The organism is Agrobacterium sp. SORGH_AS_0745 (genome assembly GCF_030818995.1).
GTDB classification, from domain to species: Bacteria; Pseudomonadota; Alphaproteobacteria; order Rhizobiales; family Rhizobiaceae; genus Agrobacterium; species Agrobacterium tumefaciens.
This window is the reverse complement of the sequence record NZ_JAUTBI010000003.1, coordinates 2,520,031-2,533,646: the sequence shown is the minus strand read 5'-3', so window position 1 is coordinate 2,533,646 and position 13,616 is coordinate 2,520,031. Positions and strand designations below refer to the sequence as shown.

Annotated in this window: 21 protein-coding genes; 17 read left to right on the top strand and 4 right to left on the bottom strand. The window is 56.8% G+C overall.

Going from position 1 to position 13,616, the window contains the following annotated elements; genetic code table 11:
* Nucleotides 1-128: 128 nt before the first annotated feature.
* The 16 genes from rplN to rplQ all read left to right on the top strand — a co-directional run bounded on the left by rplN (nucleotide 129) and on the right by rplQ (nucleotide 9,784).
* The gene (rplN, locus tag QE432_RS22160) at nucleotides 129-497 is read left to right on the top strand and encodes a 50S ribosomal protein L14 (RefSeq protein ID WP_003495199.1); all 369 of its coding nucleotides are present in this window, start codon (nucleotides 129-131) and stop codon (nucleotides 495-497) included.
* A 12-nt stretch (nucleotides 498-509) separates the two neighbouring features.
* A complete protein-coding gene (gene rplX, locus QE432_RS22155; RefSeq protein WP_003516133.1) occupies nucleotides 510-818 on the top strand; it encodes a 50S ribosomal protein L24 in 309 nt (102 codons plus the stop codon).
* Nucleotides 811-1,365 carry a 50S ribosomal protein L5 gene (rplE, locus tag QE432_RS22150; protein ID WP_003495201.1) on the top strand — a complete coding sequence of 185 codons (555 nt, stop codon included), beginning with the start codon at nucleotides 811-813 and terminating at the stop codon, nucleotides 1,363-1,365. The genes rplX and rplE overlap by 8 nt, the downstream gene beginning before the upstream one ends.
* A 33-nt stretch (nucleotides 1,366-1,398) precedes the next feature.
* Entirely contained in the window at nucleotides 1,399-1,704 is a 306-nt protein-coding gene (rpsN, locus tag QE432_RS22145) for a 30S ribosomal protein S14 (protein WP_003495202.1), read from the top strand.
* Nucleotides 1,705-1,716: 12 nt separating this feature from the next.
* A complete protein-coding gene (rpsH, locus tag QE432_RS22140) occupies nucleotides 1,717-2,115 on the top strand; it encodes a 30S ribosomal protein S8 (protein ID WP_003516131.1) in 399 nt (132 codons plus the stop codon).
* Nucleotides 2,116-2,158: 43 nt separating this feature from the next.
* Nucleotides 2,159-2,692 (top strand): 50S ribosomal protein L6, encoded by a 534-nt coding sequence (gene rplF / locus QE432_RS22135; RefSeq protein WP_003516129.1) that lies wholly within the window; start codon nucleotides 2,159-2,161, stop codon nucleotides 2,690-2,692.
* A 12-nt stretch (nucleotides 2,693-2,704) separates the two neighbouring features.
* Nucleotides 2,705-3,067, top strand: coding sequence for a 50S ribosomal protein L18 (gene rplR, locus QE432_RS22130; RefSeq protein ID WP_003516127.1), 363 nt, complete (start codon nucleotides 2,705-2,707; stop codon nucleotides 3,065-3,067).
* A gap of 218 nt (nucleotides 3,068-3,285) precedes the next feature.
* The gene (gene rpsE / locus QE432_RS22125) at nucleotides 3,286-3,855 is read left to right on the top strand and encodes a 30S ribosomal protein S5 (protein WP_003516126.1); all 570 of its coding nucleotides are present in this window, start codon (nucleotides 3,286-3,288) and stop codon (nucleotides 3,853-3,855) included.
* An 11-nt stretch (nucleotides 3,856-3,866) separates the two neighbouring features.
* Entirely contained in the window at nucleotides 3,867-4,073 is a 207-nt protein-coding gene (gene rpmD, locus QE432_RS22120; protein ID WP_003495212.1) for a 50S ribosomal protein L30, read from the top strand.
* Nucleotides 4,074-4,089: 16 nt separating this feature from the next.
* Nucleotides 4,090-4,569, top strand: coding sequence for a 50S ribosomal protein L15 (gene rplO / locus QE432_RS22115; protein WP_003516125.1), 480 nt, complete (start codon nucleotides 4,090-4,092; stop codon nucleotides 4,567-4,569).
* A 333-nt stretch (nucleotides 4,570-4,902) separates the two neighbouring features.
* Nucleotides 4,903-6,243 (top strand): preprotein translocase subunit SecY, encoded by a 1,341-nt coding sequence (gene secY, locus QE432_RS22110; RefSeq protein WP_003516124.1) that lies wholly within the window; start codon nucleotides 4,903-4,905, stop codon nucleotides 6,241-6,243.
* Nucleotides 6,240-6,830: an adenylate kinase gene (locus tag QE432_RS22105; protein ID WP_003516123.1), complete on the top strand. Its 591-nt coding sequence runs from the start codon at nucleotides 6,240-6,242 to the stop codon at nucleotides 6,828-6,830. Before secY ends, QE432_RS22105 begins: the two co-directional genes overlap by 4 nt.
* Nucleotides 6,831-7,137: 307 nt before the next feature.
* Nucleotides 7,138-7,506 (top strand): 30S ribosomal protein S13, encoded by a 369-nt coding sequence (gene rpsM, locus QE432_RS22100; RefSeq protein WP_003516122.1) that lies wholly within the window; start codon nucleotides 7,138-7,140, stop codon nucleotides 7,504-7,506.
* A gap of 138 nt (nucleotides 7,507-7,644) precedes the next feature.
* A complete protein-coding gene (gene rpsK / locus QE432_RS22095) occupies nucleotides 7,645-8,034 on the top strand; it encodes a 30S ribosomal protein S11 (RefSeq protein ID WP_003495225.1) in 390 nt (129 codons plus the stop codon).
* Nucleotides 8,035-8,229: 195 nt separating this feature from the next.
* Complete coding sequence (locus tag QE432_RS22090) at nucleotides 8,230-9,240, top strand: DNA-directed RNA polymerase subunit alpha (protein WP_003516121.1); 1,011 nt, start codon at nucleotides 8,230-8,232, stop codon at nucleotides 9,238-9,240.
* Nucleotides 9,241-9,358: 118 nt separating this feature from the next.
* Nucleotides 9,359-9,784, top strand: coding sequence for a 50S ribosomal protein L17 (gene rplQ / locus QE432_RS22085; RefSeq protein WP_003495230.1), 426 nt, complete (start codon nucleotides 9,359-9,361; stop codon nucleotides 9,782-9,784).
* Nucleotides 9,785-9,863: 79 nt separating this feature from the next.
* Here rplQ and QE432_RS22080 read toward each other — a convergent pair whose 3' ends face one another.
* Both QE432_RS22080 and QE432_RS22075 read right to left on the bottom strand, forming a co-directional pair.
* Nucleotides 9,864-10,187, bottom strand: a complete 324-nt coding sequence (locus tag QE432_RS22080) for a hypothetical protein (protein WP_306625653.1) — start codon at nucleotides 10,185-10,187, stop codon at nucleotides 9,864-9,866.
* Between the two features lie 218 nt (nucleotides 10,188-10,405).
* Nucleotides 10,406-11,278, bottom strand: a complete 873-nt coding sequence (locus tag QE432_RS22075; RefSeq protein WP_306625651.1) for a DUF817 domain-containing protein — start codon at nucleotides 11,276-11,278, stop codon at nucleotides 10,406-10,408.
* Between the two features lie 57 nt (nucleotides 11,279-11,335).
* Here QE432_RS22075 and QE432_RS22070 point away from each other — a divergent pair, with 57 nt between their 5' ends.
* Nucleotides 11,336-11,764, top strand: coding sequence for a ribosomal maturation YjgA family protein (locus QE432_RS22070; RefSeq protein ID WP_306625649.1), 429 nt, complete (start codon nucleotides 11,336-11,338; stop codon nucleotides 11,762-11,764).
* On the opposite strand, the gene msrQ is transcribed toward QE432_RS22070, so the two are convergent.
* Nucleotides 11,718-12,365 carry a protein-methionine-sulfoxide reductase heme-binding subunit MsrQ gene (gene msrQ, locus QE432_RS22065; protein ID WP_306625647.1) on the bottom strand — a complete coding sequence of 216 codons (648 nt, stop codon included), beginning with the start codon at nucleotides 12,363-12,365 and terminating at the stop codon, nucleotides 11,718-11,720. The genes QE432_RS22070 and msrQ overlap by 47 nt on opposite strands.
* A gap of 2 nt (nucleotides 12,366-12,367) precedes the next feature.
* On the bottom strand, nucleotides 12,368-13,309 hold the full coding sequence (msrP, locus tag QE432_RS22060) for a protein-methionine-sulfoxide reductase catalytic subunit MsrP (protein WP_173992807.1): 942 nt from the start codon (nucleotides 13,307-13,309) through the stop codon (nucleotides 12,368-12,370).
* Nucleotides 13,310-13,616: the final 307 nt, after the last annotated feature.

Sequence of the window (13,616 nt, the reverse complement as noted above, 5' to 3'; positions counted from 1 at the left end):
GGTCCTTCGGGAAACCACCCTGTCACGACATTTCCGCGCAAAAAAAGAGACATTCATAAGCTGGGGCAGGGGGCTCACTCGGGAGAGTTTGCCCAACCGTTCCGGTAACAACAAGAAGGCGACCTGACATGATTCAGATGCAAACAAACCTCGACGTGGCGGATAATTCCGGCGCACGTCGTGTCATGTGCATCAAGGTGCTGGGCGGCTCGAAGCGCAAATATGCTTCTGTTGGCGACATTATTGTCGTTTCCATCAAGGAAGCTATTCCGCGCGGCCGCGTCAAGAAGGGCGATGTGATGAAGGCGGTTGTCGTTCGCACCGCCAAGGACATCCGTCGCGCTGACGGCAGCGTCATCCGTTTCGATAACAACGCAGCCGTTCTTATCGACAACAAGAAAGAGCCCATCGGCACCCGTATCTTCGGACCGGTTCCGCGCGAACTTCGCGCCAAGAACCACATGAAGATCATCTCGCTGGCTCCGGAAGTACTGTAAGGAGCGTATGCGATGCAGAAAATTCGTAAAGGCGACAACGTTGTCGTATTGACCGGTAAGGACAAGGGCCGTACCGGCGAAGTAATCCAGGTTTTGCCGAAGGAAGATCGGGCCGTTGTGCGTGGCGTTAACATGGTGAAGCGTCACCAGCGCCAGACCCAGGCTCAGGAAGCTGGCATCATCAACAAGGAAGCGTCCTTGCACATCTCCAACATTGCCATCGTCGATAAGGATGGCAAGCCGACCCGCGTTGGCTTTACTGTTGTAGACGGCAAGAAGGTCCGCGTGGCCAAGCGTTCGGGAGAAGTGATCGATGGCTGATAAGTACGAGCCGCGTCTCAAGACGGAGTACGTTTCCCGTATCCGTGGCGCCATGCAGGAGAAGTTCTCCTACGCCAACGTGATGATGATCCCGAAGCTTGAAAAGATCGTGATCAACATGGGTGTTGGCGAGGCAACTGCCGACTCCAAGAAGCCAACCATTGCTGCCGGTGACCTGGCTGCGATTGCCGGTCAGAAGCCGGTTGTTACCCGCGCTCGCAACTCGATCGCTGGTTTCAAGGTTCGCGAAGGCATGCCGATCGGTGCGAAGGTTACCCTTCGTGGCGCCCGCATGTATGAATTCCTTGATCGCCTGGTCAACATCGCGCTGCCGCGCGTTCGCGACTTCCGGGGTCTGAACCCGAAGAGCTTTGACGGCCGTGGCAACTTCGCCATGGGCATCAAGGAACACATTGTGTTCCCTGAGATCAACTACGATAAGGTTGATCAGATGTGGGGCATGGACATCATCGTTTGCACGACGGCGACGTCGGACGACGAAGCACGGGCTCTGCTTACAGAGTTCAACTTCCCGTTCCGTCACTAACCGTAACGACGAGCGTAGAAAAGGAACTCCGATATGGCGAAAACAAGCGCAGTTGAAAAGAACAAGCGCCGCCGCAAGTCGGTCGCCCAGCAGGCCACCAAGCGGGCTGCACTGAAGGCGATCGTGATGAACCAGTCCCTTCCGATCGAAGACCGGTTCAAGGCCACTCTGAAGCTCGCTTCGCTGCCGCGTGACGGCTCGAAGACGCGTATCCGCAACCGCTGCGAAGTAACGGGCCGTCCGCGCGCGTTCTATCGCAAACTCAAGATGTCGCGTATCGCGCTTCGTGAGCTGGGCAATTCCGGCAAGGTGCCGGGCATTGTCAAGTCGAGCTGGTAAGGAGACGGGCACATGACCATGACTGATCCTTTGGGTGATATGCTCACCCGCATCCGCAATGGTGCTGCTCGCCGTAAGTCTTCGGTAAGCACGCCTGCTTCCAGCCTCCGCGCACGCGTTCTCGACGTGCTGCAGGCTGAAGGCTACATTCGCGGTTATTCCAAGGTCGATTTCGAAAACGGCAAGGCCGAATTCACGATCGAACTGAAGTACTACGAAGGCGCGTCCGTGATCCGTGAGATCGGCCGCGTTTCCAAGCCGGGCCGCCGAGTTTATGTCTCGGTTAAGTCCATTCCGCAGGTCGCGAACGGCCTCGGCATCACCATCCTTTCGACCCCGAAGGGCGTGATGGCCGATCACCAAGCTCGCGAACAGAACGTTGGTGGCGAGGTTCTTTGCTCGGTCTTCTAAGACCCGAGCACGGATCTCCATAACGAACAGACAGGATTGAACAATGTCTCGTATCGGTAAAAAGCCCGTTCAGGTTCCAGCAGGTGTTACGGCCAATGTCGACGGCCAGAAGGTCACTGCTAAGGGCCCGAAGGGTGAACTGTTTTTCGTCGCTAATGACGACATCCAGCTGAAACTCGAAGATAATGGCGTTTCCGTAACGCCGGCCAACAACACCAAGGAAGCTCGTTCGAAGTGGGGCATGTCCCGCACGATGATCGAGAACATCTTCAAGGGTGTTAAGGACGGCTACGAACGCAAGCTCGAAATCAACGGCGTCGGTTACCGTGCCGCCCTGCAGGGCAAGAACCTGCAGCTGGCTCTCGGTTTCAGCCACGATGTAGTTTACGAGCCTCCGGTCGGCATCACCATTGCCGTTCCGAAGCCGACGGAAATCATCGTTTCCGGCATCAACAAGCAGCAGGTTGGCCAGGTTGCCGCGGAAATCCGCGAATACCGTGGTCCCGAGCCCTACAAGGGCAAGGGCGTGAAGTACGCTGAAGAGCGTATCGTCCGCAAAGAAGGCAAGAAGAAGTAAGGATCACGCGAAATGGCTAGCAGGAAAGAAGCACTTGCACGTCGCGCGAGCCGTGTGCGCCGCCAGATCAAGGCGGTTGCCAATGGCCGCCCGCGCCTGTCGGTTCATCGCTCGTCGAAGAACATCTACGCTCAGATCATCGATGACGTTGCTGGCAAGACGCTTGCGTCTGCCTCCACGCTCGAAGCGGATCTGCGCGGCTCGCTCAAGACCGGCGCCGACGTTGCAGCAGCAGCTGTCGTAGGCAAGCTGGTTGCAGAGCGTGGCGTCAAGGCTGGCGTCAAGGATGTTGTATTCGACCGTGGCGCATTCATCTATCACGGCCGTATCAAGGCTGTGGCAGAAGCTGCCCGCGAAGGCGGTCTGAACTTCTGAGTGCTTGACCCTTTCGATTGTTCGCAATCGAGAGAAAGGGTCACGCACCACTCAAGATCCTGCAGCGTCCTTTGCGTGTCGGTTTCGACACGCGGCGCTGCAGTTTCCGCCCTGACAACGATCCGGGCGGAATTTCACCGGACCATGCGGGTCTCTTCATCGAGGCCGGTGGTCTTTTCGTTTGCCGTTCCACCCGTAAAAGAAAAAGGACAAGGACAATGGCACAGGAAAAAAGAGGTTCTCGCGACGACCGCCAGAACCGTGAAGAACGCGATAGCGAATTCGTCGACAAGCTGGTCGCGATCAACCGCGTTGCAAAGGTTGTTAAGGGTGGCCGTCGCTTTGGCTTCGCCGCTCTCGTCGTCGTCGGCGACCAGAAGGGCCGCGTTGGCTTCGGTCACGGCAAGGCTCGCGAAGTTCCGGAAGCCATCCGTAAGGCAACCGAGAGCGCAAAGCGCGATCTGATCTTCGTTCCGCTGCGCGATGGCCGCACGCTGCATCACGACGTTAATGGCCGTCACGGCGCAGGCAAGGTTCTGCTGCGTTCGGCCAAGGCCGGTACCGGTATCATCGCCGGTGGTCCGATGCGCGCTGTTTTCGAAACGCTGGGCGTTCATGACGTTGTGGCCAAGTCGACCGGTTCTTCGAACCCGTACAACATGGTTCGCGCAACGTTCGACGCTCTGAAGCATCAGGTTCATCCTAAGGACATCGCTGCACAGCGTGGTCTCAAGTATGCGACCCTTCAGTCTCGTCGTGCCGCTTCCGGCAACGCTTCTGAAGAATAAGGAGCTGGATCATGGCCAAGAAGACTACTGAAGCCAAAAAGACTGTTACGGTCGAACAGATCGGCAGCCCTATCCGCCGCCCGGCAATCCAGCGTCAGACGCTGGTCGGTCTGGGTCTCAACAAGATGCACCGTCAGCGCACCCTGGAAGATACTCCTGCGGTTCGCGGCATGATCCGTGCGGTCCAGCATCTCGTTCGCGTCGTTGACGAGAAGTGAGACGGAGTAACCTATCATGAAACTCAATGAAATCAGAGACAACGAAGGCTCCACCAAGGACCGTATCCGCGTAGGTCGTGGTATCGGTTCCGGCAAGGGCAAAACCGGTGGTCGCGGTGTGAAGGGTCAGAAGGCTCGTTCGGGCGTCGCCATCAACGGTTTTGAAGGCGGTCAGATGCCAATCTACCGTCGTCTTCCTAAGCGCGGTTTCAACAACATTTTCGCTTCCGAATTTGCTGTTGTATCGCTTGGTCGCATTCAGACCGCCATCGACGCCAAGAAGCTCGACGCTTCCGCAACGATCGATGCTGCTGCTCTCAAGGCTGCTGGCGTTATCCGTCGCACCAAGGACGGCGTTCGCATTCTCGCTGACGGCGAACTGACGAGCAAGGTTGCTTTTGAAGTTGCCGGCGCTTCCAAGCCTGCACTCGAAAAGATTGAGAAGGCTGGCAGCTCTATCAAGCTTCTCGCAGTTGCAGCTGAAGCCTCCGAGTAATATATAGACTTCAGACGCCCGGGGCATAGTCGCTCCGGGCGTTTGCGCTCCCTGGCTTATGGTGCTCTCGATTTAAATCGATTTATTGTGGCATCATGGCAAACTCTTCGCGGTGCAGCTGTTATGCGCGCCACATGCGGCATAAAGTGCCGCAGGGAGAGCCTCACAGTTCTTGAACTTCCTTGAGGGAGGGGATAGGACATAAAAAAACAGGGTGAGGCATGATGGCGGCGCAACGCCGTGTTCGTCCGAAGCCCGTTTTTGAACCGGTATTTTTAGACCTTTCCGCATTGGCCGGTTTCGCTGGCCGGCAAGGGTCATTCGGAGAAATTTATGGCTTCAGCAGCGGAACAACTGGCTTCGAACCTGAATTTTTCGACCTTCGCTAAGGCGGAGGATCTGAAAAAGCGTCTCTGGTTTACTCTTGCCGCACTTCTCGTCTACCGTCTTGGTACCCACATTCCGCTTCCGGGTCTGAACCCAGAAGCCTATGCGCAGGCCTTCCGTGGCCAGGCCAACGGTATTCTCGGTCTTTTCAACATGTTTGCGGGTGGCGCAGTCGAGCGTATGGCGATCTTCGCCCTCGGCATCATGCCTTACATCTCCGCTTCGATCATCGTGCAGCTCATGACCTCGGTCGTGCCTTCGCTCGAAGCGTTGAAGAAGGAAGGCGAAGCCGGACGCAAGATCATCAACCAGTACACGCGCTACGGCACGGTACTGCTTGGCACCCTGCAGGCCTACGGCATCGCTGTTGGCCTTGAGAGCGGCAACGGCCTCGTGGTCGATCCTGGCCTGTTCTTCCGTATTTCCACCGTCATCACGCTGCTCGGCGGCACGATGTTCCTGATGTGGCTTGGCGAACAGATTACCTCGCGCGGCATCGGCAACGGTATTTCGCTCATCATCTTTGCCGGTATTGCCGCAGGTCTGCCCAAGGCGCTTGCCGGCACGCTGGAACTCGGCCGCACCGGTGCGCTGTCGACGACGCTCATCCTCATGGTCGTTATCGTGGCAATCGGCGTCATCGCGCTGATCGTTTTCGTGGAGCGCGCCCAGCGCCGTCTGCTGATACAATATCCGAAACGCCAGGTCGGCAACCGGATGTTCCAGGGCGATACCTCGCATCTGCCGCTGAAGCTCAACACGGCTGGCGTTATTCCCGCGATCTTCGCATCCTCGCTGCTGCTTCTGCCTGCGACGGCTGCCGGCTTTGCCGGAAACACCAATCTGCCGGGCTGGGCAACCTCGATCATCGCGTCGCTGCAGCATGGACAGCCGCTGTTCATGGCGCTCTACGGCCTGCTCATCGCGTTCTTTGCATTTTTCTACACGGCTATCGTCTTCAATCCGAAGGACACGGCCGATAACCTCAAGAAGCACGGCGGCTTCATTCCGGGCATTCGTCCGGGCGAGCGCACCGCGGAGTACATCGATTACGTTCTGACCCGTATCACGGTTGTCGGCGCTGTTTATCTTGTCTTCGTGTGTATCCTTCCTGAGACACTTATCGCACGTACGGGCATTCCATTAGCCCTTGGTGGTACTTCGCTTTTGATCGTTGTCAGTGTAACTCTGGACACGGTTGCGCAAATTCAGGGACACCTGATCGCGCAGCAGTATGAAGGACTGATCAAGAAGTCGAAGTTGCGTGGAGGAAAGAGGGGACGATGAGACTGATATTTTTAGGTCCGCCGGGTGCGGGCAAGGGAACCCAGGCCAAACGCCTGACTGACAAGTACGGGATCCCGCAGCTTTCCACCGGTGACATGCTTCGCGCTGCGGTTAGCGCGGGCACGGAAATAGGCAAGCGCGCCAAGGCCGTCATGGACGCCGGCGGGCTGGTTTCCGACGATATCGTCAATCAGATCGTTTCCGAACGCATCGAAGCTCCGGACTGTGCCAAGGGTTTCATTCTCGATGGCTATCCGCGCACCGTTCCGCAGGCCAAGGCGCTTGCCGAGAACATGCACAAGAAGAATGTCGCCCTCGATGCCGTCATCGAACTGAAGGTGGACGAGGAGGCGCTGATTCGCCGAATCGAAAATCGCGTTGCAGAGACCATCGCTGCCGGTGGCACGGTTCGTTCAGACGACAATCCGGAAGCCTTCCGCAAGCGGTTGACGGAGTATCGCGAGAAGACTGCGCCGCTGTCGCAATATTACAGCGAGCAGGGCGAACTTGTGACACTGGATGGCATGGCTGATGTCGATGCCGTCACTGCGGCCATCGAACGGGTTCTGGAAAAGGCCTCGGCCTGATGGTTGGAGCGGGATGGTGAAAACCGCAGGCGGTTTTCCCGGCAAATCCTGTGCTCCTGATACGGCGTATCCTTTGGATCGCAAAAGAATCTTGGCGGAGCCGGTTGCTTTTTAGCGCTGATTCCGTTAAACACCGCGCCAACTCGCGACATCCCAAGCGACTGGCGCGGATTTCCCTTAAGGGAGGGAAATCCGGGTTCGGTCGTTTTGACTTGTCACGGACATCAATTTTGAACTGGCGGTCGTGTCGGCCGCTCGAATGGAATCACCACTTGCCGGATGGCAACTGGAACCAAGGAGAAAAGACGTGGCACGTATCGCTGGCGTCAACATCCCGACTGCAAAGCGCGTTGTTATTGCGCTGACGTATATTCACGGGATTGGTCCGAAATTCGCGCAGGAAATCATGGACAAGGTCGGTCTTCCGGCTGACAAGCGCGTTCATCAGCTTACGGATGCTGAAGTTCTTCAGATCCGCGAAGCCATCGACCGCGACTATCAGGTCGAAGGCGATCTTCGTCGCGAGACCTCGATGAACATCAAGCGTCTGATGGACCTCGGCTGCTACCGCGGCCTGCGTCACCGTCGTGGCCTTCCGGTCCGCGGTCAGCGCACGCACACCAACGCCCGCACCCGTAAGGGTCCGGCGAAGGCTATCGCTGGTAAGAAGAAGTAATTTTCCGGTTCTCCGGAAAGGAGAGGCTGGTGCGGTCTGCGCCAGCCTTTCTGAGTTTGGCGTGAAGCTCGGAAACGGGTCGAGCGCCGGTGTAGCCGCTGGTGTTACGGCGGTGAAGAGATCAATGAAAGGTATAAAATGGCCAAGGAAGCCGCACGCGTTCGCCGTCGCGAACGTAAAAATATCACGTCGGGCGTCGCGCATGTCAACTCGACCTTCAACAACACGATGATCACCATCACCGACGCACAGGGCAATGCTATTGCCTGGTCGTCCGCTGGTGCCAAGGGCTTCAAGGGTTCGCGCAAGTCGACCCCGTTTGCTGCCCAGATCGCTGCTGAAGATTGCGCGAAGAAGGCTCAGGAACACGGCATGAAGTCGCTTGAAGTTGAAGTTTGCGGTCCGGGTTCCGGCCGTGAATCGGCACTTCGCGCTCTGCAGGCTGCCGGTTTCATGATCACTTCCATTCGCGACGTGACGCCGATCCCGCACAACGGTTGCCGTCCGCGCAAGAAGCGCCGCGTCTGACGCGACCGTGGTTCGGAAATTCCGCCTTTCCTTCGGTCTGGCGGAATTTTCGTGTATCTGGCGTGTGCGCGTCGATTTCGATCGACGGACTTGCGCTCAAGAACCCACTGATGAACCGCGGAATTAGGTTCCTCTCAGTGTTTTCATGCTCGGTCCGTCACGATTGGATGGTGGCGGCGAACGGAAGGTTTAAAGATGATTCAGAAGAACTGGCAGGAACTTATCAAGCCGAACAAGGTCGAGTTCACCTCGTCCAGCCGCACCAAGGCAACGCTCGTTGCCGAGCCGCTGGAGCGTGGTTTCGGTCTTACTCTCGGCAACGCGCTGCGTCGCGTTCTGTTGTCTTCTCTGCGTGGTGCCGCTGTTACGGCCGTGCAGATCGACGGTGTCTTGCACGAATTCTCCTCCATCCCCGGCGTTCGGGAAGATGTGACGGATATCGTGCTCAACATCAAGGAAATCGCCATCAAGATGGATGGTGACGATTCCAAGCGCATGGTCGTGCGCAAGCAGGGTCCGGGTTCGGTAACCGCTGGTGACATCCAGACGGTTGGCGACATCGAGATCCTGAACCCCGACCACGTGATCTGCACGCTGGACGAAGGCGCTGAAATCCGCATGGAATTCACCGTCAACAACGGCAAGGGTTACGTACCGGCTGAGCGCAACCGCGCGGAAGATGCCCCGATTGGCCTCATTCCGGTGGACAGCCTGTATTCTCCGGTCAAGAAAGTGTCCTACAAGGTGGAAAACACCCGTGAAGGTCAGGTTCTCGACTATGACAAGCTGATCATGACGATCGAGACCAACGGTTCGGTTTCCGGCGAAGACGCCGTTGCCTTCGCCGCTCGCATTCTTCAGGACCAGCTCGGCGTCTTCGTCAACTTCGACGAGCCGCAGAAGGAAGCAGAAGAAGAATCGGTTACCGAACTCGCGTTCAACCCGGCGCTTCTCAAGAAGGTCGACGAGCTGGAACTGTCCGTTCGTTCGGCAAACTGCCTGAAGAACGACAACATCGTCTATATCGGCGACCTGATCCAGAAGACCGAAGCCGAAATGCTTCGCACGCCGAACTTTGGTCGCAAGTCGCTGAACGAAATCAAGGAAGTTCTCGCTTCCATGGGTCTGCACCTCGGTATGGAAGTACCGGCATGGCCGCCTGAGAACATCGAAGATCTCGCAAAGCGTTACGAAGACCAATACTAACAATCAAGAAGGCAGACCTTAAAGACTGCCTTTCCCCGTCAAACAGCAGATAAGTCATCTGCATGTGCCAGGAAACGGCAGGCCTTAGAGAAGGCACCTGCGTAGAAGGAGAATAGCAATGCGCCACGGTAATTCAGGCCGCAAGCTCAATAGAACCGCCAGCCACCGCAAGGCAATGTTTGCCAACATGGCTGCTTCGCTCATCACCCATGAGCAGATCGTCACCACCCTTCCTAAGGCGAAGGAAATCCGTCCGATCGTCGAGCGTCTCGTGACGCTTGGCAAGCGCGGCGACCTGCACGCTCGTCGTCAGGCGATCTCGCAGATCAAGGATCAGGACGCTGTTCGCAAGCTGTTCGACGCAATCGCTTCGCGTTACGCAACCCGCAACGGCGGCTACCTGCGTATCATGAAGGCTGGCTTCCGCCAGGGCGACAACGCGGCTCTGGCCGTTGTTGAATTCGTCGAGCGTGACGTTGACGCCAAGGGCGCAGCCGACAAGGCTCGCGTTGCTGCGGAAGCTGCTGCTGCCGAAGCTGCGTAAGGTCTGACGCCATTCATGCGTCGTGAATTAAAAAGCCGGGTGAGAAATCACCCGGCTTTTTTATTTTCCAAAAGAATAGTCATGAACGACGCAGATAGTAACCGGCAGTGCCGTCGTCACCTTTGATCAACTCGACGGTCCGGTTGAGAAGCCATCTAATTCCCTTACCTTCGGCACCAAATTCAGCATTGGATTTGTTCCAAAGATCTCCAATCAAGCTATCTGAAACATCAGAGCGCAACAGGGATACAAGGAATGTATTGAGCGCATTTCGCTCCTTTTTAGTTAAGTGATACAAACCTAGAAGTAAGACGCCATCCAAGCTTTCGAACATTTCGAAGTCTTGGATCATATAGCCTGTAAATTTCAGGAATACGGGTGCGGGTGTAATGGTCTTTTTCACAATATCGGCGTTCCGAGGGTAAGCTGTATCAATATAGAAGCCATTAGGGCGGCTGGCGTCGTGAACAATAAATACGCCAACTTCGTAATTTTCGCTTGTCTTGTATATCGCTCGATAGATTTTTGGCAGGATTTACTTAATGATATCTATGTTATTGCTCTCTATCGGCTCGATGTCCTGCAATCGTCGTTTTTAACGATGCTTGGAAAGCGCTCGCTTCACTCCGGAACGTGTATACGGGCCTTGATGTGCTTGAGTTGCGCGACAATCGTAAACGTCATGATGACCAGCAGCGACCACGAACTCCACTTGCCGATATGCACCACGGACCAGGCGCCGATCTGATCGGGATATTTCCAGATACCGAAGAATGTGGAGATGTTTTCCGCCAGCCAGACGAAAAACCCTATCAGGACGAAGGAGAGAAGCAGCGGCATCTTTCGATCACGATCATAGGGACGGTAGACCACTGTTGCGCGGGAATAGAGGCCGATGGCGCAGGCGGCGATGTACCAGCGGTAGTCACCGATAAAGTGGTGGGTGAAGAAGTTGGCGTAGATGGCGATGCCGATCAGCGTTGCCATCCAATAGGTGGGATAATTGCGAATGCGCACATCCAGCAGGCGCCACGCCTGGATGATGTAGCTGCCGACGGCGGCGTACATTAAGCCGGAAAAGAGCGGCACGCCGAGGACCTTGCTATAGGCGAAGTCGGGGTAGGACCAGGATTGGATAGCGCTTGACGTCTTGAACACCTCAAGCGCGAAGCCGACGATATGGAACAGCAGGATGGCCTTGGCCTCGTCAAGCGTTTCCAGCCTGCTCCAGATCATGAAGAACTGGATGCCGAGCGCGACGATCAGCAGCACGTCATAACGCGGAATGCCAAATACCCCACCTTGCGGCACCACGAAGATGGAAATGAAGAACAATCCCGCAAACAGGCAGGCACGGGCTTCCTTGATGCCGAAATAGAGAAATTCGATGACAAAGCGCCTGATTCCCTTGAGTTCGCCCCAAGGATAGGTATCGCACAAAAGATTGTCCAAAACCGAGAGGCGGGTTGCGGCTGGGCCTGTTGCTGTGCTCATGTTCGCGCCTCGATTTGTATCCGTTAAATTTTCATACGAAAACCGGAAGGAACTCGCATGGGTCCGTCACGCCTTTCCCCGCCTTATTTTGCCCGCATCCGGCTTTTGGCGGCGGCCATGATGGTGATCATTGGCGGTCTTTGCTTGCGGGCGTTTGGCTACGAGGTGGGATTGCCGTTCGTGGCGGTAAAATATGGCGGATCCGTGCTCTGGGGGGCGATGGTCTATCTGCTGCTGGCGGCCATCCTTCCGTCCCGCTGGTACGGTTACGAGGTTTACATCGCCGTCATCGCCGTCATCGTCGTGGAATTGATCCGGCTCGTTCATTTCCCGGCGCTGGACGCGTTTCGCGCAACGGCGGCCGGAGCTTTGCTGCTCGGCCGCGTTTTCTCGGTGTGGAATATCGTCTGTTATATCGGCGGGATCGCGGTGGCGTCCTTTACGTCCGGACGGGGCTTGCGCGCCTTGCCCTCTTCGCCGCCATGATCAAGGGCCGCACCAGCCGATACCCGAGCAACACCACCATCGTACTGATATAAAACACCGGCTCGAGCGTGATCGATTTTCGCGCCAGCACGAAATGCAGTACGCCGACGATGAGAACGAGATAGACGAGCTTGTGCAGCGTGTTCCAGCGGCTGCCGAGCTTGCGGATCGACCAGCGGTTGGAGGTGATCGCGAGCGGCAGCAGCATGACGAGCCCCGCCATGCCGAACATGATATAGGGCCGCTTGAGAATATCAGCGGCGATGGAGCTGAAGACCAGGTCGCGATCCAGAACCAGATAGACGCTGAAATGTGCCAGCACGTAATAGAAGGCGATCAGTCCCAGCGCCCGGCGATAGGCGATGAGGTTGATGTTGAAGAGATCGCGCAGCGGCGTCACCAGCAGGCCTAGGCACAGAAAGCGCAGGGCCCAGATGCCGAGCAGGTGCTCGAAATCCTTGACTGGGTTGAAGCCGAGGCCGCCGGTTGCGGCGAGGTAAAAATACCAGAGGCCGGGACAGAGGCCGATGACATAAAGCGACCAGATGGCTGCCGGCTGGTAACGCTTCGGCAGTGAGGGAAGCGAAAAGGCGAGGGCCATGATCAGTAATTCGCCTTTAGATCGAGGCCGGTATAGAGGCTTGCCACCTCGTCATAGCCGTTGAACATCAGGGTAGGGCGGTTCTGGGTGCCGAAAAAGCCGCCTTCGCCGATTCGCTGTTCCGTCGCCTGGCTCCAGCGCGGATGGTCCACATGCGGATTGACGTTGGAATAGAAACCGTATTCGCGGGCGTTGGAGTTTTTCCACGTCGTTTCCGGCTGTTTCTCGACAAGCGAAATACGGACGATAGATTTGATGCCCTTGAAGCCGTATTTCCAGGGAACGACGAGGCGAATGGGCGCGCCATTCTGGTTCGGCAGGGTTTCGCCGTATAGTCCGACGGCAAGAATGGTCAGAGGATGGCGGGCCTCATCTAGGCGCAGACCCTCGACATAGGGCCAGGACAGAGGCTGGAACAGGCCGCTCTGGCCCGGCATTTCCTCCGGCCGCACCACGGTTTCGAAGGACACGTATTTCGCGCTGCCGAGTGGCTCCACCTTGTCGAGAAGTGCGGCGAGAGGGAAACCGATCCACGGAATGACCATCGACCAGCCCTCGACGCAGCGCATGCGATAGGTGCGCTCCTCTAGCTGATATTTCATCAGCTCTTCGATGCCGAATTCCTGCGGTTTGGAGACAAGGCCATCCACCTTTACCGTCCAGGGGGTGGGCTTGAACTTGCCAGAATTTTCCTTCGGGTCGGATTTGCCCACTCCGAACTCATAGAAATTATTGTAGCTGGTGACGGCATCGAGCGGGGTGAGCTTCTCATCCAGCTTGTAAGCGCCTGCTTTGGCAGCAAGCGGAGCAGCGACAGCCTCGCGGCCGGAAAGCCCGATTGCCGCAAGCCCCGCCGCCGTGCCCAGGAAGCCACGTCTCGAGAGGTAGATATTCTTCGGCGTGATTTCTCGTGCCGGGATGAGGGGCGGACGATAGGCGGGCATTTCAACCTCCACAAAAGCCGGGTGCATCGGCGATAAATCGATTATGATAGGCTATACGGCCGCTGCACAGATATGTTTCAGCACTCTGCGCAAAAACAGCGGCCGGGCGGCGAAAATCGCGCATTTGTGATGACAGGCCGCGCGAATTGCAACATTCAAACCGGGCGTACCGTACCGAACCGTACTGTTTTGCCCGAAGGTGACAGTGACAGGGCTTACGGTTTGCGCTAGAAAAACCGCAAAATAGGGCGAGGGCATTTTGACCGCGGTGCGGGAATGCGCTCTTCTGCCCAAGAGATCGAGGAAA